At 69.1% G+C, this 18,429-nt stretch carries 18 protein-coding genes; 4 read left to right on the top strand and 14 right to left on the bottom strand.

Annotated features, from left to right (window positions below):
- Nucleotides 1–14 precede the first annotated feature (14 nt).
- Nucleotides 15–1,121, top strand: a complete 1,107-nt coding sequence (locus D187_RS51090) for a sensor histidine kinase (protein WP_002629048.1) — start codon at nucleotides 15–17, stop codon at nucleotides 1,119–1,121.
- A 33-nt stretch (nucleotides 1,122–1,154) separates the two neighbouring features.
- Here the strand turns inward: D187_RS51090 and D187_RS39805 are convergent, their stop codons facing one another.
- From D187_RS39805 to sglT, 3 genes are all read right to left on the bottom strand, one after another.
- Nucleotides 1,155–1,370, bottom strand: a complete 216-nt coding sequence (locus tag D187_RS39805) for a DUF5818 domain-containing protein (protein WP_002629047.1) — start codon at nucleotides 1,368–1,370, stop codon at nucleotides 1,155–1,157.
- Nucleotides 1,367–3,217 carry a S8 family serine peptidase gene (locus D187_RS39800; RefSeq protein WP_002629046.1) on the bottom strand — a complete coding sequence of 617 codons (1,851 nt, stop codon included), beginning with the start codon at nucleotides 3,215–3,217 and terminating at the stop codon, nucleotides 1,367–1,369. The genes D187_RS39805 and D187_RS39800 overlap by 4 nt, the downstream gene beginning before the upstream one ends.
- Nucleotides 3,218–3,357: 140 nt before the next feature.
- Nucleotides 3,358–3,990 (bottom strand): type IV pili motility protein SglT, encoded by a 633-nt coding sequence (sglT, locus tag D187_RS39795; RefSeq protein WP_002629045.1) that lies wholly within the window; start codon nucleotides 3,988–3,990, stop codon nucleotides 3,358–3,360.
- A 112-nt stretch (nucleotides 3,991–4,102) separates the two neighbouring features.
- On the opposite strand from sglT, the gene D187_RS39790 reads away from it, so the two are divergent.
- Complete coding sequence (locus D187_RS39790; protein WP_002629044.1) at nucleotides 4,103–4,522, top strand: hypothetical protein; 420 nt, start codon at nucleotides 4,103–4,105, stop codon at nucleotides 4,520–4,522.
- Between the two features lie 33 nt (nucleotides 4,523–4,555).
- Here D187_RS39790 and D187_RS39785 read toward each other — a convergent pair whose 3' ends face one another.
- From D187_RS39785 to D187_RS39765, 5 genes are all read right to left on the bottom strand, one after another.
- Entirely contained in the window at nucleotides 4,556–5,752 is a 1,197-nt protein-coding gene (locus tag D187_RS39785; protein ID WP_002629043.1) for a class I SAM-dependent rRNA methyltransferase, read from the bottom strand.
- On the bottom strand, nucleotides 5,749–6,561 hold the full coding sequence (locus D187_RS39780; protein WP_002629042.1) for an HAD-IIB family hydrolase: 813 nt from the start codon (nucleotides 6,559–6,561) through the stop codon (nucleotides 5,749–5,751). The genes D187_RS39785 and D187_RS39780 overlap by 4 nt, the downstream gene beginning before the upstream one ends.
- Before the next feature lie 125 nt (nucleotides 6,562–6,686).
- A complete protein-coding gene (locus tag D187_RS39775) occupies nucleotides 6,687–8,594 on the bottom strand; it encodes a M4 family metallopeptidase (protein WP_002629041.1) in 1,908 nt (635 codons plus the stop codon).
- A gap of 364 nt (nucleotides 8,595–8,958) precedes the next feature.
- The gene (locus tag D187_RS39770) at nucleotides 8,959–10,848 is read right to left on the bottom strand and encodes a M4 family metallopeptidase (protein WP_002629039.1); all 1,890 of its coding nucleotides are present in this window, start codon (nucleotides 10,846–10,848) and stop codon (nucleotides 8,959–8,961) included.
- 377 nt (nucleotides 10,849–11,225) lie between these two features.
- The gene (locus tag D187_RS39765; protein ID WP_002629037.1) at nucleotides 11,226–12,395 is read right to left on the bottom strand and encodes a hypothetical protein; all 1,170 of its coding nucleotides are present in this window, start codon (nucleotides 12,393–12,395) and stop codon (nucleotides 11,226–11,228) included.
- Between the two features lie 55 nt (nucleotides 12,396–12,450).
- On the opposite strand from D187_RS39765, the gene corA reads away from it, so the two are divergent.
- Nucleotides 12,451–13,395, top strand: a complete 945-nt coding sequence (corA, locus tag D187_RS39760; protein ID WP_002629036.1) for a magnesium/cobalt transporter CorA — start codon at nucleotides 12,451–12,453, stop codon at nucleotides 13,393–13,395.
- A 25-nt stretch (nucleotides 13,396–13,420) separates the two neighbouring features.
- Nucleotides 13,421–14,203 carry an alpha/beta fold hydrolase gene (locus D187_RS39755; RefSeq protein WP_002629035.1) on the top strand — a complete coding sequence of 261 codons (783 nt, stop codon included), beginning with the start codon at nucleotides 13,421–13,423 and terminating at the stop codon, nucleotides 14,201–14,203.
- 9 nt (nucleotides 14,204–14,212) lie between these two features.
- Here D187_RS39755 and D187_RS39750 read toward each other — a convergent pair whose 3' ends face one another.
- The 6 genes from D187_RS39750 to D187_RS39725 form a co-directional block, all read right to left on the bottom strand.
- Entirely contained in the window at nucleotides 14,213–14,593 is a 381-nt protein-coding gene (locus D187_RS39750) for a hypothetical protein (protein WP_043433752.1), read from the bottom strand.
- 46 nt (nucleotides 14,594–14,639) lie between these two features.
- Nucleotides 14,640–15,644, bottom strand: a complete 1,005-nt coding sequence (locus D187_RS39745; protein WP_043433985.1) for a dipeptidase — start codon at nucleotides 15,642–15,644, stop codon at nucleotides 14,640–14,642.
- Nucleotides 15,645–15,767: 123 nt separating this feature from the next.
- Nucleotides 15,768–16,334 carry a hypothetical protein gene (locus D187_RS39740; protein ID WP_002629032.1) on the bottom strand — a complete coding sequence of 189 codons (567 nt, stop codon included), beginning with the start codon at nucleotides 16,332–16,334 and terminating at the stop codon, nucleotides 15,768–15,770.
- A 217-nt stretch (nucleotides 16,335–16,551) separates the two neighbouring features.
- Complete coding sequence (locus D187_RS39735; RefSeq protein ID WP_002629031.1) at nucleotides 16,552–17,139, bottom strand: hypothetical protein; 588 nt, start codon at nucleotides 17,137–17,139, stop codon at nucleotides 16,552–16,554.
- Nucleotides 17,140–17,366: 227 nt separating this feature from the next.
- Nucleotides 17,367–17,903 carry a hypothetical protein gene (locus D187_RS39730; RefSeq protein ID WP_002629030.1) on the bottom strand — a complete coding sequence of 179 codons (537 nt, stop codon included), beginning with the start codon at nucleotides 17,901–17,903 and terminating at the stop codon, nucleotides 17,367–17,369.
- Between the two features lie 7 nt (nucleotides 17,904–17,910).
- On the bottom strand, nucleotides 17,911–18,429 hold the full coding sequence (locus D187_RS39725; RefSeq protein WP_002629029.1) for a hypothetical protein: 519 nt from the start codon (nucleotides 18,427–18,429) through the stop codon (nucleotides 17,911–17,913).

The raw sequence follows: 18,429 nt of genomic DNA, 5'->3' as shown, positions 1-18,429 counted from the left end.
TAGAACGGCTGTGGATGGAGCCCACGGACAAGAAGCCGCGACCAGAGCACGAGAACACGGACCAGAGTCTTCGCCAGGAGAGGGAGAGGACCGACGACGAGTTCAGCAAGAAGCGGGACTCCATCGGAGAAGATGCGGATGCGGTCGTCCAGCGCGCGCGGGCCCATGCGGACATGTCGTTGAAGGTGGCCCGGGCAAAAGCGGATGAGAGGATGGAGCAGAGCGAGGCCCCGCAACAGGAGCGCCAGAGCGTGGCCAGTGAGCGGGCCCAGGAGGACGTGACCCTTCGGCAGGAGCGGGCCACCTCGGACGAAAAGCTCCAGGAGGAGCGCAAGGCGCGTAAACGCGCCCTGGCGAACCTCCTCCGGCTAGAACGAGAGGCGACGGACCAGCACCTCTTGCTGGAACGGGAGCGCTCGGATGAAGCCCTGGCGGCGCGAGACGACTTCCTGGCGATGGTGAGCCACGATTTGAGGACGCTGCTCGGGGGCATCGCCATGCGCGCGGCCATGCTCGTCAAAAACGCTTCCGCGGATGAGGCCGGTCAGAGAACCCGCAGAGATGCGGAGAGCATTCAACACTTCACGGCTCGAATGAACCGGCTCATCGGAGACTTGCTGGACGTGGCCAGCATCGAGGCGGGTAGGCTCTCGGTGGAACCCCGGCCAGAAGATGCGATTCGCCTTGTCCGGGAAACCGTGGAGGTGTTCCAGCCCTCCGCGTCGGCCAGGGGGATCTCGCTCGATTCGGAAGTGGCCAGGGACTCACTGCTGGCCCGCTTCGACCATGAGCGGATCCTTCAGGTGCTCGCGAATCTTCTGAGCAACGCCATCAAGTTCACTCCCGAGGGAGGCAGGATTTCGATTCGCGTCGAGCCCTCGGAAGCGGAAGTCCGGTTCTCGGTGATGAACACGGGTCCGGGTATCGCCGAGGAGAACCTGGGACGAATCTTCGAGCGCTTCTGGCAAGTCCTCGCGAGCGACAGACGCGGCATGGGCCTTGGGCTCTACATCTCCAAGTGCATCGTCGAGGCGCACGGCGGAAGGATATGGGCCGAGAGCAAGCCGGATGCGGGCAGTACCTTCTTCTTCACCCTCCCGGGGGCGCGGACCCCCGGGTAGCGGCGGGCTCTTCTCGAAAGAGCGAGGGCCGAGTCAGAGGAAGCGGTACGAGCTCACGGTGAACACGGGGCCGACCATGGCAACGGTGAACGCGTCGCGGTCCACGTCCCCGTGCACCTCGATGCGCTGGCCGTCCTTCTTGATCTTCCGGTCCCCGCCCGCGAGCTGGTAGGTGCGACCGTCATCGCCCTCCAGCACCCAGACGCCCGTTTCGATGTCGCGGAACACCACGCGTCCGGTGAGCGTCATGGCGACTCCCGGCGCAGCATGGCGCGCGAGATGAAGAGGCAGATGAGCACGTTCACCACCAGCCAGGGCCGGGCCATGAAGGTGAAGGGCATCCACGCCAGCGCGGGCGCCTTGACCCAGGCGGTGTAGGCGAGGAAGCCGGCGAAGCCCAGCGCGAGCCCGCCCAGCGCGGGGCGCAGCCCCTTGAACTTGATGGCGAAGATGGAGAGCACCAGGGGGATGAGCGCGCTGTAGAAGAGCGGGCTGACCGTGCGGGTGCCGAAGATGATGCGCTGCCAGTCGGGAATGGGCAGCCAGGCCACCTGCACCACCTCGCCCGCCGCGCCCGGGACACCGCCCACCCACGAGCGGAGGAAGAACGCCCCCACGGTGGCCAGCACCAGCGGCACGAGGAAACTCGGACGCAGGAGGATGTTGAAGTAGCCCGGACGCTCGCGCCCGCGCAGCGTCAGCAGCACCACCACCAGCAGCGCCAGGGCCCACCACAGCGACGGCCAGCGCGAGCTCGCGCCGCCCAGCGCCTCGAGCGACGCCTCGGCATCCAGCAGCCCGTGGCCATACTCCTCCGTCCAGGTCTGCCCGCCCGCGCGCGCCGCGCCCGCGAACAGGGCCTTCTCCACCTCGTCCGGTCCGCTGGCGCCCTCGGCGTAGAGCAGCGCCGCCACCGCCGCCACGTGGGGCGTGGCCATGCTCGTGCCCTGATAGGCGGCATAGACGGAGCGCGAGACGTCGCGCGGATCGATCGTGTTCTGCAGGATGCCGCCCGCGTCGCCCTGGCGCTTGTCTCCACCCGGCGCCGCGATGTCCAACTCCCGGCCATAGGACGAGTAGAAAGCGCGCACGCCGCTCGGGCCCACCGCGGCCACCGCCACCGCGCCCGGATAGGCCGCGGGGAACTCCACCCGCGGACGGCCCGCGTTGCCCGCCGCGGCCACCACCGTGACGCCCTTCTTCCGGGCGTACGCCACGGCGTCCGCCATCACCTGCGAGTAGCCCCCACCGCCCAGGGACATGTTGATGACCTGGGCGCCCTTGTCCGCCGCGAAGCGGATGGCATCGGCGATGTCCGCCGACGTGCCGGCGCCGAAGTGGTTGAGCACCTTCACCGGCATCAGCGTCGCCTCGAACGCCACGCCCGCCACGCCCACCCCGTTGTTCGTCGCCTGCGCGATGGTGCCCGCCACGTGCGTGCCATGCCCATGGTCGTCATTGGCGTGCGTGTCGTCGCCGACGAAGTCGTACCCCTTCTTGAACCGGACGCCCTTGAGGTCCGGCACCTGCTTGAAGTCGTCGTGGTCCTCGTAGGCGATGCCCGTGTCCAGCACCGCCACCACCACGCCCTTGCCGTGGCTGCGCTGCCACGCCTGGGGCATGTGGATCATCCGCAGGTTCCATTGCCGGGGGTACTCGGGATCATTCGGCGTGAAGCCCTCCTTGTCGAGCGCCGGCGCCGGCTCGTCGAACACGGCCTCCTCGCCCACGGGCACCCGGTACACGCGCAGCGGCTCGGCGGACTCCACGGCCGGGTGCTGGCGGATGCGCTCGAGCGCCGCGTCCACGTCCTCCACCCCGTGCGCGATCGTCACGCCCGAGCGCGGCCCCTCCGCGGAGTTGTACGTGAGGTCCACCCCCCACTCCGCCTCCCAGGCGTCGATCTCCTCCTGCGAGGTGCCGTCCTTGAAGTCCACCACGATGCCGTGGGGCTCCTCCTCCGACAGCACGCGCCGCGAGGTGTCCGCCTCGAGTGCCGTTCGCTCCGCCGTCTCCGAGGACTCCGGGGGCGACGCGCAGGCCGCCAGCGCCAGGGCCAACACCGCGTTCGCCAGGATCCAACGCTTCATGGGCATGGGTGCTCCTTCGTGACGGTCCCTACGAACGAACCGCGGAACGATTGGGTCTCACTCGAATCTGCTCGCTTTGCCGCCCGGAGGACAAGCCGTCATCCGGCCGGGGGGGCCTGTGGATTCAATGGTTTACGCGGCATCGGTCAGTTGCCCGACAGCCGCTTCAACCAGGCGCGTACCTGCCTGCCCACGATCGGGAGGGCATGGTGGAGGTGCGCGCCCGCCCCTTCCACGACTTCCAGGGTGCCGCCCGCCGCGTCCACCGCCCGGGCCAGCTCGGCGCGCGGCAGGGTGGTGTCCAGCTCGCCCACCACCACGAGCAGCTCGCGTCCCAGGCCCGTCAGCTCCCCGGGAGTCACCCCGCGCGGACTCACCAGACACAGGCCCGCCACCCCGGAATGCCGCGCCCGCAGCCCGAGCGCCACCCGGGCACTGCCATGCATCGCGGCCACCGCCGCCGTGGGGGCCTGGGCGTTCTCCAGCACCACCGTCAGCGCGGCCTCGGCCTCGTCGATGAGGGCCGCGCCCGTGCCGCGCTCGCCCTGGCTGCCCCCGACGCCGCGGTAGTTGAAGCGCAGCGTGGCATGGCCCGCCGTGGCCGCGGCGAAGGCCAGCTCCGCCCCGATGACGTGATCCATGCCGCCTCCCTCCTCGGGCGTGGGCGACAGCACGAGCAGCGGAGGGCGCACCTGGCCCCGGTGCGCCACCCCCTCCATCACCTCACGCCCCACCGGGATGAGCGCCGGACGCTCGAGGTACTGACCTTTGAGGACCATAGGGGGCGGCAGCTTAACGCGGCGCGACGCCCCGGCGCATTCCTCGCGGCCTCCAGCGCGCTGCTGTTAACCTCTGGAGAGATGACACGCCCCTCTTGGAGGGGGAGGATCCATGACCCGCGACGAAGCGCAGAAACTGGTGCAGGCGTACCTGCTCGCCCTCAAGCAACCCAGCGAGGGCCTCAACCCCCAGGGGTTTGGCGGCGCGGTGATCGGCGAGGCCCAGCTCTACTTCGAGTACCACGGCAAGACGCAGCAGTTGGAGGCGAGCGCCCTCGTCTACAAGTTCCGGGACCGCCCCAAGCCCGGCATCCTCGAGGGATTCAGCGCCGAGGAGAAGGCCGGCACCCCCACCGGCGGCGGCGTGGTGGACTACGAGCCGGAGAACAAGAGCTTGTTCCTCAGCCGCTACTACGCCGAGGTGCCCCCGGTGGCGACCTTCCAGGAGCACATGGACCAGCTCATGAAGGCCAGCCTCCAGTGGAGCACCGAGGTGCTCGAGCGCGTGGCCTCGCGCGTGTTCAAGAACTGAGGCCCGTGGGCGCCCGGCCCCCCGGGCCGCCCCTCACACGGACGCCATCACGTAGAACTTCAGGTACTTGCCCTCCGGGAACTGCAGCCGGATGGGATGATCGGGCGGCTGGTAGCGCTCCTCCACCAGGGCGAGATCCACCCCCGCCTTGAAGGCCGCTTCCTTCACCGCGCCCAGGAAGTCGTCCGGGCCCACGCGCGCCGAGCACGAGGCCGTCGCCAACAGGCCCCCGGGCCGCAACAGCCCCAGCGCCTGGCGGTTGAGCGAGGCATACCCGTCGATCGCCGCCTGCACCGCCTTCTGGCTCTTCGCGAACGCGGGCGGGTCCAGGATGATGAGATCGAACGTGCGGCCCTCCTCGCGGAAGGACGCCAGGAGCTTGAACACGTCCGCCGCCAGGAAGTCGTACTTCTCCGCCGGCAGGCCGTTGCGCGTGAAGTTCTCGCGCGCCAGGGCGATGGCCTCCGGATCCAGATCCACCGAGAACACGCTCTTGGCCCCACCCAGCGCCGCGTTCACCGAGAACCCACCGCTGAAGCAGAAGCAGTTGAGCACGTCGCGGCCCTCGGCCAGCCGCCGGATGAGGTAGCGGTTCTCGCGCTGATCCAGGAAGAAGCCCGTCTTCTGCCCCTTCCAGGCGTCCACGAGGAACGTCGCCCCGCGCTCGCGGATGGTGAGCAGCTCCGGCGCCTTCTCGCCCCAGAGCATCCGCCCCGCGCCCCGGCCCTCGTCCTCCTCCACGTCGTCCCGGCCCACCTCGTCCCGGCCGATGATGCCCTGGAGCTCGGGCACCGCCGCCTTGAGCGCCTCGATGATGAGCCCCCGGTAGGGCGTGAGGCCCGCCGAGTACAGCTTGAGCACCGCGTAGCGGCCATACAGGTCCACCACCACGCCCGGCAGCCCATCGCCCTCGCCGTGCAGGAGTCGGAAGCTGTCCGTGTCCTTCAGGTCGATGAGCGAGCGCCGCTCGGCGAGCGCCTGCTTCACGCGCTGGGCGAAGAAGGCCGCGTCGATGGCCTGGCGGGGGTTGCGCGTGAGCACCCGCACGGCGATGGCCGAGTGCGGATCGAAGTAGCCGCGCGCCACGAACTTCCCGTTCTCCGCCAGGTCCACCACGCTGCCCGGGGGAATCTTCGGCACCTGGGCGAGCGCCTTGCGGAACACCCACGGGTGCCCCGCGCGCAGGTGACGGCCCAGCCCCGGTGCGAGCTCCAACTTCACGACATTCACGGTCTGACTCCCCTTTTGACTCCCCGGGAGGCGAGCAGGGCCCGAACGAGCTCCTCGAAGCCCCTGCCCTCCTCCGCCCGGGTGATGAAGGCCGGCGGCGTGTCGATGCGCTCGAGCACCCGCCGCACGTTGGCCACCCCGACGCTCAGGGCGAACTCCCCGAACATCGGAGCGTCATTGAAACTATCCCCCACGTACATGAAGCGGGGCTCGCCCGGCACGGGCGTCACCCCCCAGGCGAGCTTCAGGAAGCGGCGCACCGCCGAGCGCTTGTCGAAGCGGCCCAGCCAGCAGTTGATGTGTACCGACGAGCGCACCGCCGTCACACCGCGCGCGCGCAGCAGGGCTTCCAGGCGCTCGGCGCCCGCCTCGCCCAGCCGCGCCTCCTCGTTCCAGTCCACCGCCAGGTCCACCTCGGTGTAGGCGCTGTCCACGGACAGCCGCGCGCCCGGCACCTGCCGCAGCACCGCCTCCACCTCGGCCTGGAGCCGCTCACGGTTGGGCCCCCGGACGCGCGGGGACTCCGCGTACACCTTGCGCAGCCGTCCCCCCGCGCCGCGCAGGAAGAACAGGCCACCGTTCTCCGCGATGACGCCCTCCACCGGCAGCGTGCGGGCCCAGGCCTCGCCCCAGCCCGCCGGCCGGCCCGTCACCAGCACCACCTTGAAGCCCGCGTCCGTGAGGCGCTCGAGCGCGCGAATGGTGGTGGAGCGCAACCGGTGCGCGGTGGTGAGGGTGCCATCGACATCGGTGAAGACGCCCTCCACTCGGGAGAGGTCCGCTTCACGCAGGGGACGGGGAGGTGGCATACAGTCCGCCGCACCTACACCCTTCCCGGCCCGGCGGGAAGGCCCGCACGAACGAAACCCCCGGGAGGCGGGGCCTCCCAGGGGTTCGTCTTCAGCTCAGCTCGGGCTTACACCCGTGCGGAGAACTAGTACTTGCCGGTCAGCGACACGCCCGAGAAGGTGCTGTAGGCGCGCAGCGTCACGTAGATCTTCGTGGCCGTCGTCTTGGCCGCGATGGAGCAGCTCTCGGCGTTGCCGGACTTGTAGGGGCGGCAGTCGTACGAGGAGGTCGTCGGCTGCGAGCCGGCCTTCACGTACAGGTCCGCGTCACCCGTGCCACCGCTGATGGTGAAGGTGGAGGCCGTCGAGGCCGGCACGTCCAGGTAGTAGTACAGCTCGCTGCCCGAGGAAGTACCCAGGCCCGTCTTCGCCACGCCGTTGGTCAGCGCGGTCGCCGTCGGGGGCACCACCACGGCGCCCACGCCCACCGCCAACATGGAGGCGGTCACCGCGGCCACTTCCGGAGAACCCGCGCCGTAGAGCGCCGTGGCGGCCTGCTCGAGGTAGGTCTTCGCCTGGGCGTAGTTGGTGGAGGAGGTGAAGAACTCGGTGTTCGCCTTGTAGTAGATGGCGCCGGCCTTCTGCACGCCGATGGCCGGGACCACCGTGGTGGACTTGCCACGCGGGTGCGTGCCGCCCTTGGAGAGCAGCGTGAAGGCCAGGTTGGCCACGCCCGAGCTGTAGTGCACGTCGACGTTCTTCGTGCTCGTGGTCCAGTAGTCGTGCGACACGCCGTCCTTGGCCGGGTCGTACATGTAGCGCAGGGCGTCGTTCGGGGTGGCCGGGGTCCAGATGTCGTCGCCGACCATGAACACCGCGTTGGTGGTGGCCCAGGTGCCCGAGGCGTAGCTCTCGCAGTAGGCGCCGAAGATGTCGCTCAGCGCCTCGTTGAGGCCACCGGACTCACCCGAGTAGGTGAGGTTGGACTCCTTCTCGGTCACGCCGTGGGTGAGCTCGTGCGTGGTCACATCCCCGGACAGACCGAGCATGCCCGACTGCACGCCGTCGCCATCGCCGTACACCATCTGGGTGCTGTTCCAGTAGGCGTTCACGTAGTTGCGGCTGTAGTGCACGGTGCTGATGAGCGTGCCGCCCGCGTTGTCGAGGCCGTCGCGGCCGAAGTTGGTCTTGTAGCAATCGTAGGTGGCACCCAGCGCGGCGTAGTTGCCATCGACGTGGGCGTCACCCGTGGCCGCGCCACCCTCGGAGCGCTTGAGCGTGCCGGGGGTGCTGGTGCCGTTGTTGGCCGTGTACAGCTTGCGGTTGAGCGCGGTGTGGACCTTCGTGTGGCGCGCGAGGATGGAGCCATCCAGGGCGCTCACGTAGACGGCCTCGTGGATGGGCAGGTCCAGGCCCTCGCCGCTCACCGTGGCCTCATAGGCCAGCTGGAGCTTGGCGTTGGAGGAGGGACGCACGTACACCAGGCGCACGCCGTCCACCTGCAGGTGGCGGCCGGTGGTGCTGTCCAGGGCGGCCACCTTCGCGGCCTCCTCGGAGATGCTCGCGCGGGCGGGAGCAATCTCACCGTCGTGCGCCGTGCCGTTGGCCGCGATGATGGTGTTGTCCTGGCCGACGTGGACGATCAGCTCCTCGTTCACCACGGGCAGGCCGTTCTTCGTCTGGCCGTAGCGGATGTGGGTCACGCCCTGCTCGTCCGTGCGCGAGCGCTTGGCGACCAGGTCCGCCGCGTTGAGGCGGAACGCCGCGGCGATGCCGGGCAGCGCCTTGCTCACGCGGCCACCGGCGCCAGCGGCCAGACCCTGGGCTGCGTCCGCCGTGCCGAGACGGCCGGTGATCATGAAGGGGATGCCGTTGGCCTCCTGGCCGGCGATCTGCGCCGAGGGCAGCGCCGCGAGCGCGGCCTGGATGTCGCCGAGGGAGTCGGCGGCCTCATCGAACTTCTGGGCACCCTCGGGCAGCTGGGTGTTGTCGACCTCGCAAGCGGCGAGGGGAAGGGCGAGCAACGCAGCGGCAAGGAAGCGAATACGAGTCACTGTGGGGACTCCTTCTGGGCAACAGCGGAGATGCCGTCACACGCCACTCCCCATGAGCAGGAACCGGGCCAGCCGCCAAAGCCTGGGAATGACTGCCTTATGAACTCTCCAGGCGAGTCCCTGTGGAGCGTGAATGTCACGCCTTTTTCGCACCGCGTCGTAAAGCCTCCTTACATCTCTCGAAAAAATCCAAGTTATTCAGGGCGGTTGATACCCGTCCCTTTGAGGTGTCCGAAATCGCTACGGACTGACCTGAATCAGGACACTCCCCTTCCCGGCCCGGCGGGAAGGCCCGCAAAACGAAACCCCCGGGAGGGGGGGGGCCTCCCAGGGGTTCGTCTTCAGCTCAAGTGCGCGTGAGGGACTAGTAGCTGCCCTTCAGCGTCACACCCGAGAAGGAGCTGTAGGCGCGCAGCAGGACGTAGAACGTGGTGGTCGTCGTCTTCGCCGCCAGGTCGCACGTCTCGCTGTTGCCGGCCTTGTACGGACGGCAGTCGTACGTGGTCGTGGTCGGAGCCGCCCCGGCGCGCACGTAGAGGTCCGCGTCACCCGTGCCACCCGAGATCTCGAAGGTGGGCGCCTTGTTGGCCGGCACGGACAGGCTGAAGCTCAGCGAGGCATTGGTGGCCGCGCTCAGGCCCGTCTGGTTGAGGTAGACGGTCTTGGGAGGCGTGGAGACACTGACGCCCACCGCCTGCAGGGAGGCCGTCACCGCGGCCACTTCAGGAGAGCCCGCGCCGTAGAGCGCCGCCGCGGCCTGCTCGAGGTAGGCCTTCGCCTGGGAGTAGTTGGTGGAGGCGGTGAAGAGGTCGGTGTTGGCCTTGTAGTAGATGGCGCCGGCCTTCTGCACGCCGATGGCCGGCACGCTGATGGTCGACTTGCCGCGCGGGTGCGTGCCGCCCTTGGAGAGCAGCGTGAAGGCCAGGTTGGCCACGCCCGAGCTGTAGTGCACGTCGACGTTCTTCGTGCTGGTGGTCCAGTAGTCGTGCGACGCGCCGTCCTTGGCCGGGTCGTACATGTAGCGGAGCGCGTCACCCGCGGTGGCCGGGGTCCACACGTCGTCGCCCACGCTGAACACCGCGTTGGTGGTGGCCCAGGTGCCCGACTCGTAGCTCTCGCAGTAGGCGCCGAAGATGTCGCTCAGCGCCTCGTTGATGCCGCCGGACTCACCCGAGTAGGTGAGGTTGGACTCGTACTCGGTCACCGCGTGGGTGAGCTCGTGCGTGGTCACGTCGCCAGACAGGCCCAGCGGCGCCGACTGCACGCCATCGCTGTCGCCGTACACCATCTGGGTGCCGTCCCAGTAGGCGTTCGTGTACCTGCTGCTGTAGTGCACCGTGCTGATGAGCGTGGCGCCCGCGTTGTCGAACGAGTCACGGCCAAAGTTGTTCTTGTAGCAGTTGTAGGTGCCACCCAGCTTGTCGTAGTTGCCATCGACGTGGGAGTCACCCGTGGCCGCCTGGCCCTCGGAGCGCTTGAGCGTGCCCGGGGTGGAGCTGCCGTTGTTGGCCGAGTACACCTTGCGGTTGAGCGCCGAGTGGATCTTCGCGTGACGCGCCACGATGGAGCCATTCAGGGCGCTCACGTAGACGGCGTCCTTGATGGGCAGGTCGAGGCCCTCGCCGCTCACGATGGCCTCATAGGCCAGCTGGAGCTTGGCGTCGGAGGAGGGGCGCACGTACACCAGGCGCACGCCGTCCACCTGCAGGTGGCGGCCCACCGTGCTGTCCAGGGCGGCCACCTTCGCGGCCTCCGCGGAGATGGTCGCGCGGGCGGGAGCGATCTCACCGTCGTGCGCCGTGCCGTTGGCCGCGATGATGGTGTTGTCCTGGCCGACGTGGACGATCAGCTCCTCGTTCACCACGGGCAGGCCGTTCTTCGTCTGGCCGTAGCGGATGTGCGTCACGCCCTGCGCGTCCGTGCGCGAGCGCTTGGCGACCAGGTCCGCCGCGTTGAGGCGGAACGCCGCGGCGATGCCGGGCAGCGCCTTGCTCACGCGGCCACCGGCGCCAGCGGCCAGACCCTGGACCTCGTCAGCCTTGCCCAGCCGGCCGGTGATCATGAAGGGGATGCCGTTGGCCTCCTGGCCGGCGACCTCGGCCGAGGGCAGCGCCGCGAGCGCGGCCTTGATGTCGCCGAGGTCGGCGGCCTCATCGAACTTCTGCTCACCCTCGGGCAGCTGGGAATTGTCGACCTCGCAGGCGGCGAGGGGAAGGGCGAGCAACGCAGCAGCAAGGAAGCGAATACGAGTCACTGGGGGGACTCCTCCTGGGCGACAGCGGGGATGCCGTCACACGCCACTCCCCATGAGCAGGAAGCGGGCCAGCCGCCAAAGCCTGGGAATGACAGTCTTGTGAACTCTCCAGGCGAGTCCCTGTGGAGCGTGAATGTCACGCCTTTTTCGCACCGCGTCGTAAAGCCCTTTTACACCTCAAAAAAAAGCCCAGGAACCCAGGGGGGTTGGCAACCCTCCATTTGGGGTGTCTGAATCCGCTACAGTCTGTCCTGAGTCAGGACACCCCATCCGGCACACACGTTTCCAGGCCGCTCGTACAGGCGATATACACAGTTGAATTCGTGGTGGAAAGGTTCGTGTCTGAACCGTCTCCGGGTTTCGGGCGGCGCCCAGGCCTAGAGGACGTCCAGGCCGGCCAGGAGCGACTGGAGGGACTCGATCGTGGTGCGCAGTTCGGGGACGGACAGCTGGGCGAGCTGCGTCTTGCGCGCCTTGCGCAGGAAGGCGTCGAGCGAGGGATCTCGCCCGTAGAGGGATTGGGCGCTGGCGGCGGCCTCGGCCACGGTGCGTGCCGCCACGGCGGGCTCCGTGCCCAACAGCCCCACGGCCCGCTCCAGCCGCACGCCGCACCCCGCCCACACCTCGCGGTCATGGGCGATGAGCATCTGGCGCTTGTTCACGCTGGAGAGCGAGCGCACGAAGCCATCCAGCTCCTCCATCAGCGACAGCAGCTCCTGCCTGAGCAGCGACGCCTGGATGGCGAGCCTGCCCACCCGGCCGCGCAGCTCGATGATCTGCCGCTTGTCCTGGGCGCGCAGGTGGCGGTAGGCCACGGTGCGCCCGAACGCATCCAGCTCGGTCTGCAATTGCTGGGCGTTCCACTGCACGTCCTCGGGCTCGGCCTCGCGCACCCGGCCCAGCCGCGCCGCGACGATGCGCGACAGGTCCGCCACGATCGCCCGCACCATCACCGCCGCCTGCACCTCCGCCTCGTGTCCGGGCACCACCTGCTGCCGCGTCACCGGCCCGAAGGCACTGGCCGACTCGAAGACGAGGTTGCCAATCTGCTCGCGGAAGCGCTCGCGCAGCCGCTGGATCTCCGCCAACAGCGTCCACCGGTCCGACACGACCGCGGGGTTGCGCATCGTCTCGCCGAGCTGGGTGATGCCCTGGGCGAGCTGTTGCATCCAGCCCTGGAGCAGCTCGGTGGCGTCCTTGGCGCGCCGGGCCTCCACGCTGGCTTGCAGGGGCACCTCTCCCCCCGAGGCGCTCGCCGCCGAGCGCGACGCGCACTGCTCGCGGATGACGTTGAGCAGCCGGTTGACGTCCATCACCGTGTCCCGGATGACGGGCGCCATCTCCTCCCACAGCGAGAGATCCGGGCTGTCCTCCACGCTGGCCGTCTCGTACTTCAGCAGATCCAGATCGCTCAGGCGGACAATCGCCTGGCCCGCGGCCGTGTACACCTCGCGCATGCGTTGGGCGAAAGCCTGATCCGAGAGGGAGTGCAGGAGCTCTTCGAGTCGGGGGGACAGCGCGGGCGGGGGCGAAGTATCGGCGGACACGGCGCCTCCCACTGTACTCGACTTCGGAGGGGGCGCGATCTATGCATTCGCGCGCATGGTCCAGGTCCTGCTGCTGAACGAAGGTCGCGTCCTCACCGGAGGCGAGGAGTTGCTCGAGCAGCCGGGGCGCAAGTGGATCGACATCCTCCAACCCACCGAGGAGGTGATGGCGCGGCTGGGTGAGCGCTACGGCCTGCACCGGCTGGCCATCGAGGACTGTCTGCACCTGGACCAGCGGCCCAAGCTGGAGGAGTACCCGAACCATCAGTTCATCGTGCTCCAGGGGTTCACCGCGCTCGCGGACGACGTGTGCCACCTGACGCTGCACGAGCACCACTTCTTCCTCGGCCCGGACTGGATCATCACCGTGCACGAGCTGCCCTTTCCGGGCCTGGAGGCGGTGGGCCAGCGCATCCGCGCCGATCCCGAGGCGACGCTGGGCCGCGGCGTGGACGTGCTGCTCTACCTGTTCGCGGACGCGCTGGTGGACGGCAACTTCCCCATCCTCGACCACTTCAACGACGAGCTGGAGGACCTGGAGTCCGCGGTCTTCGAGAACCCCCAGCCGGAGCACCTGCAGCGCGTCTTCGCCATGAAGCGCGCGCTGGTGACGCTGCGCCGGGTGCTCTCGCCCCAGCGCGACGTGGTGGGACTGCTCGTGCGGCGGGGCATCCCCAACGTGAGCGAGCGCACGGTGCTCTACTTCCGCGACGTGTACGATCACCTGGTGCGGCTGTACGAGCAGATCGACTCCGGGAGGGATCTGCTGGGCAACGTGATGGACGGCTACCTGTCCATGGTGGCCAACCGCACCAACGACATCACCAAGCAGCTCACCATCTTCTCCACCATCTTCCTGCCCCTGTCCTTCATCACGGGCTTCTTCGGACAGAACTTCGACTTCCTGTCCCACCGGGGCTTCTTCTGGCTGATGATGCTGTCGGTGGTAGGCCTGCCCACGGGGCTCATGTTCTGGTTCCGGCGCAAGCACTGGCTCTAAACCCCTCTTCCTCCCGGGAGCACCCATGCCCACCCTCACCGTCGATGGCGTCCCCCTGCACTACCGCGACGAGGGCCGCGGACCGGCCGTGCTGCTCTTCCACGCGTTTCCCCTGCACGCGGACGCCTTCGCCCCCCAGGTGAAGGCCCTGTCCCACCGCTACCGCTTCATCCTGCCGGATGCGCGGGGGCTCGGACGGAGCGCGTTGGGCGAGGGGCCCACGGAGATGTCGCGCCTCGCCCAGGATGGCCTGGCGATCCTCGACGCGCTGGGCGTGGAGTCGGCGGTGGTGGGCGGCGTGTCCATGGGCGGCTACGCCAGCATGGCCCTCTTGCGCGAGGACGCGGGCCGCGTCCGGGGGCTCGTGCTCGTGGACACCCAGGCGGGGGCGGACGACGAGGCGGGACGCACGCGCCGGGAAGCCGCGGCCCAGGACGCCCTGCGCGAGGGCCCCGAGGCGAGCGTGCGCGCGATGCTGCCGCGGCTGGTGGCCGCGGGCCCGGACTCGGACGTGGGGCGCGAGGTGGCGGCGCTCATGCGCGCGGCCACGCCCGAGGGCCTCGCCGCGGCCCAGCGGGGCATGGCCCTGCGCCCGGACAACAAGGACATCCTCGCGCGCTACGCCGGCCCCGCCCTCGTGGTGGTGGGCGACAAGGACGCCCTCACCCCGTCGGACAAGGCCCGGCAGATGGCGGACCTCATCTCCGGCGCGCGGCTGGAAATCATCCCGGACGCGGGCCACCTGCCCAACCAGGAGCGGCCCGAGGCCTTCAACGCCGTGCTCGAGCGCTTCCTGGCGGAGCTGTGAAGTCCGGACTCACGGCGTGCAGCTGACGAGCGCGTTGTCCATGGAGCACGTGCCGCACGTCCGGGTGCGCACCAGCGTGCCCATGCGGCACTCGAGCACGCCCTTGCCATCCTCCGTGCACAACCCCCGGCCCTCGGCGGTGAGCGCGCACGCATCGCCCTCGACGCTGCCGCGCATGTCACACACCACCTTGCCCGAGGCCTCGTCACACCCCTCGCTTCCCCGGCACGGCAGCGCGCGCCACTGCGAATTGCGGCACTCCAGCGCCTCCTTCTCGGAGGCACAGCTGAACGCCGTGCTGTCCTTGCACGCATCGCCCGCCTTGGCGCCACACGCGGACAGGAGGAAGGAGCCAAGCAGCAACGATGACAGGACCCAGGTGCGATTCATCACGGCGCGGGACGATCCCAGGCGCCGGGGGTCCGGTCAACCCAGCTCAACCGCCCAGGGTCTCGCGGAAGAACCTCCGGAAGTTTCCGCCGAGCACGCGCTCCACGAGCGCCTCGGGGTGACGGCGCAGCAGCACCTGGGTGAGCTTGGGCAGGTCCGTCACGTCCTGGATGCCCTTGGGCAGGGCCACCATGCCGTCATAGTCCGAGCCGATCCCCACCCCCTCCTCCCCCATCACGTCCAGCGCATGCTCGATGTGGCGCACGACGTCATCGAGGGCATCTCCCCCCAGGTACACGGGCGCGAGGATGATGCCCACCACGCCGCCGCGCCGGGCGATGCCCCGCAGCACCTCGTCCGAGAGGTTGCGCCAACCGCCCCCCGCGCCCCGCACCCCCGTGTGGGAGGAGAAGACGCGGGCCGTGGGGTGGGCGAGGATGTCCGTCAGCGTCCGCTCGGAGGCGTGGGCCATGTCCACCCCCATGCCCACGCGCGCCATCTCCTCCAGCACCGCGTGCCCCAGGGGTGACAGGGGCCGGTTGCCCATCAGCGGAAAGGAGGAGCCTCCCGCCTCGTTGTTGGACAGGTGGGTGAGCCCCATGAAGCGCACGCCGCGCTGGTGCAGCTCCGCCACGCGCTCCACCCGCCCCTCGATGGCATGCGCCCCCTCGATGCCGAGCACGGCCGACAGCCGCCCCCGCGCGAGGTTGTCCTCCAGCGCGCGTCCCGAGGTGGCGATGCCCACCTGCCCCTCGGAGCGGCGGCAGAACTCCTCCAGACGCTCGATCTGCCACAGGGCGCGCGACCATTCACTCGCGCGGGCCGCCCGGGGCCACCCGCGCATCAGGGCGAAGGTCTCGAAGCCGCCGATGAAGGGAAAGCCACGGGTGACGAGCGTGAAGCATTGCAACTTCATCCCCACCTCGCGCAGGCGGGGAAAGTCCACGTGCCCCTCGGAGGAGCGCTCGCAGAGATCGCGATTCCACATCAGCGAGTCCGCGTGCCCGTCCGCGATGCACCAGCGCCGGTGCAACTCCATCACATCTTGCATCGAGGGAAGCATGGCCTGTGAGTCTCGGACCTCGCGCGCTCCAGCTCAAGCATTCCCCGCGGGGCACACGGCCCGCTGCCCTCCAGGGGGCGCGGACGCCGTGTCCCGCGTCGCGAGGGCGCCCTATTTCTTCTTCTTGGCTTGCTCGGCGCGCTCCTTGGTCACCTCGAGGCCGCGCAGCACCTTCTCCCCGTCCTCGTTGAACTGATAGGTGGCCCGTACCTCGTCGCCCACCTGCAGGCTCGACAGGGCCAGGGGCTGATCATCGCGCAGCAACTGCACCTGATCGTCCACGCGCAGGGTCACGATGCGATTCTTCTTGGGAACGGAGATCGTCATCCCCTTGTCCGACACCGAGCGGATGATGCCCTTTTCCTGCATCGTGTCGGTGCTGAGCATGCCGCTGCCACCCGTACCACCGCCGCCCACGCCCGTGCCGCTGCCACCCGTGCCCTGGTTGTCGCTGCCCCAGCCCGGCGTCGGAAGCGTGACGACGGAGGCCCCGGACTCCCCCTCGAATGGCGCCTGCATCCGATCGCGTGGCCCCTGACCCGGGCCCGCGCTTCCCATTTGCCGCTCCCCCTGCATGGTGCCGTTGTTCCCCTGCCCCTGGGCATGAGCCACGCCCTGGGCCCCCATCGTCAGGGTCAGCCCCGTCACCGCCACTGCCGCGATCATCCATTGCCGCATGTGCCATTCCCTTTCAGGTTTTTTCCCCGACACGGTCCCTTTCCATGGACCCTGAAAGAAAACTGGGCTTCCGCCCCCCATCAGGAGAAGTCTTGACGCACGAGCACACGCACGCACGCATCCCCCTCGAACAGGATGACTGGGAGGGATTGCCGTGAATAAAAAAACACGGCCCCGCTCGAGAGCGGAGGCCGTGCTGTCTTCCAGACATCAGGTGCTACTTGGCCATGTCGGGCATGTCCGGCAGGCTCTTGGCGCTCGTCTTGGTGACCTCGACGCTGCGCAGCAGCATCTGGCCATTCGGATCCATCTGGTAGGACGCGCGGACCTCGTCACCCGCCTTGAGGCTGGACAGGGACAGCGCCTTGTCGTCACGCATCACCTTCACCTGCGAGTCCGACTTGAAGCGCATGAGCTGATTGTCCTTGTCGGGGACGATGAGCGTGAGATTGCCGCTCGACGCCGACTGGATGGTGCCCTTCACCTCTTCCAGCCTGGCCTGCTTGTCGCTGACCACGCCGCTGCCGCCCGTGGCCGTGTTCTGGTTGTCGGAGAGTTGCTCGTACTGCTTGTCGGCGAGCTTGTTCTGCTCTTCGGCCAGGTCCTGACGGGCCTCGGCCACGTCCTCCTGCTCGTCCTGGGCGTTGGCGGCGATGTCCTGGCGCGCCTCGCGCTGCTCCTCGAGCACCTCGCGTTGGGCCTCGGCCACGTTCTCCTGCTGCCGCTGGACGTCGCCCTTGCGCTCGCACCCCGTCACCAGACCCAGACCCGACACCACCATCACCGCCGCCATCAGCTTCCGCATGTGCCGCTCCTTGTTGTTGGTTGCGTGAGAACCTTTCGGTTCAGAGCGCGGGAACCTTCCCCCCCCGCGTGGCAGAAAACTGGGACCCTGGACCCGGGATGTACAGACTTGCCAAAGACACACCGGGAACATATGGGGCCAGCCCAGCCGACAACGGCTCGGGTGCCCGCCTGCTCTACCGGTGAAGGACAACACCCCACGCCGCCAGGAGAGGCGGCGGGCGCGCGCTAGGCGCCACCGTCGCGAGCACCGCCATCCGGGGTGCCCCCGTCGGCCGTCCCCTCGTCCCCACACAGGGGCGCGCCTCCGGTGACCCACCGGTCGAGGAGGGCACGTTGCTCCTCGGAGAAATCGGTGCTGCCCGGAGGCGGCATGGTGCGCTCGGTGACGGCGCGCGCCTTGATGCGCGCCGCCATGTCCCGGGCACCCAGCACGCCCCCATCGCCCTCGTACACGTCGAGCCGGAAACCCTTGGGGCCAATGCCCGAGGCACCATGGCACCCGGCCACGCACCCGGCCACCATCACCGGTTGGATGTCATTGCACCAGGTGGGCACCGGCCCGCCTGGCGGCTCGGCGATTCCGGGCCCCCGCAGCAGTTCGCAGGTGCGCCCCTCTCCGGGACGTGCCGCGACGCAGGTCAAGGGCGCGGGACAGTCGGCCGCGGCGGCGCACGACTTGCCCGTGAAATCAGGGGCCTCGATGGTGCAGCCCGTGGCCAGGGCGGCCCCCAGGGCCAGAATGCTCGAGTGGATGTGCTTCATGATGACCCTAGGGAGTGCCCGCGTCGTCGCAGAAGGGACTGCCGGCCGCCACCCAGCGATTGATGAGCTCGCGCTCCCTGGCGAGGGAGGTGGGGGGGGCGCCCGGAGGCATGTTGCGTTGCTCCACCGCCCGGACCTTGATGAGCTCGGCCATCTCGAGCGCGCCCTTGGGCGAGGCGGACGAGTACACGTCGAGCCGGAACTCCGGGTGGCCGCTGCCCGACGTCGTCGCGCCGTGGCACGCGGACACGCAGTTGGCCACCATCACCGGTTGGATGTCATTGCACCAGGTGGGGGTGCGCGCGGGCCCGGCGTCGGGGGGGCTCCCGGCGTCGAAGTCCAGGGGCGCGGGCGGATAGAGCACCTCACATGCCCGCTCGCTCTCGGAGACCGTGACGCAGCGGTGGGTGGAGGGACAATCGGCGTCCTGTGCGCAGACCTGGGGCGGCACGGGGTCCTCGGAGATGAAACACCCAGAGGCCGCCACGGTGCAGACGAGGAGCCCGGGGGTGAACGGAAGGCGCAT

The sequence above is a fragment of the Cystobacter fuscus DSM 2262 genome, assembly GCF_000335475.2.
Lineage (GTDB): Bacteria > Myxococcota > Myxococcia > Myxococcales > Myxococcaceae > Cystobacter > Cystobacter fuscus.
Note: the sequence above shows the minus strand (reverse complement) of the source record. Positions and strands in the feature narration are given on the sequence as shown.

What these genes read in the sequence shown, in the direction of transcription:
- D187_RS51090 (WP_002629048.1), top strand. Translation starts at nt 15, where the DNA reads ATGGAGCCCACGGACAAGAAGCCGCGACCAGAGCACGAGAACACGGAC.
- D187_RS39805 (WP_002629047.1), bottom strand. Translation starts at nt 1,370, where the DNA reads ATGACGCTCACCGGACGCGTGGTGTTCCGCGACATCGAAACGGGCGTC.
- D187_RS39800 (WP_002629046.1), bottom strand. Translation starts at nt 3,217, where the DNA reads ATGCCCATGAAGCGTTGGATCCTGGCGAACGCGGTGTTGGCCCTGGCG.
- sglT (WP_002629045.1), bottom strand. Translation starts at nt 3,990, where the DNA reads ATGGTCCTCAAAGGTCAGTACCTCGAGCGTCCGGCGCTCATCCCGGTG.
- D187_RS39790 (WP_002629044.1), top strand. Translation starts at nt 4,103, where the DNA reads ATGACCCGCGACGAAGCGCAGAAACTGGTGCAGGCGTACCTGCTCGCC.
- D187_RS39780 (WP_002629042.1), bottom strand. Translation starts at nt 6,561, where the DNA reads ATGCCACCTCCCCGTCCCCTGCGTGAAGCGGACCTCTCCCGAGTGGAG.
- corA (WP_002629036.1), top strand. Translation starts at nt 12,451, where the DNA reads ATGGTCCAGGTCCTGCTGCTGAACGAAGGTCGCGTCCTCACCGGAGGC.
- D187_RS39755 (WP_002629035.1), top strand. Translation starts at nt 13,421, where the DNA reads ATGCCCACCCTCACCGTCGATGGCGTCCCCCTGCACTACCGCGACGAG.
- D187_RS39750 (WP_043433752.1), bottom strand. Translation starts at nt 14,593, where the DNA reads ATGAATCGCACCTGGGTCCTGTCATCGTTGCTGCTTGGCTCCTTCCTC.
- D187_RS39745 (WP_043433985.1), bottom strand. Translation starts at nt 15,644, where the DNA reads ATGCAAGATGTGATGGAGTTGCACCGGCGCTGGTGCATCGCGGACGGG.
- D187_RS39740 (WP_002629032.1), bottom strand. Translation starts at nt 16,334, where the DNA reads ATGCGGCAATGGATGATCGCGGCAGTGGCGGTGACGGGGCTGACCCTG.
- D187_RS39735 (WP_002629031.1), bottom strand. Translation starts at nt 17,139, where the DNA reads ATGCGGAAGCTGATGGCGGCGGTGATGGTGGTGTCGGGTCTGGGTCTG.
- D187_RS39730 (WP_002629030.1), bottom strand. Translation starts at nt 17,903, where the DNA reads ATGAAGCACATCCACTCGAGCATTCTGGCCCTGGGGGCCGCCCTGGCC.
- D187_RS39725 (WP_002629029.1), bottom strand. Translation starts at nt 18,429, where the DNA reads ATGCGCCTTCCGTTCACCCCCGGGCTCCTCGTCTGCACCGTGGCGGCC.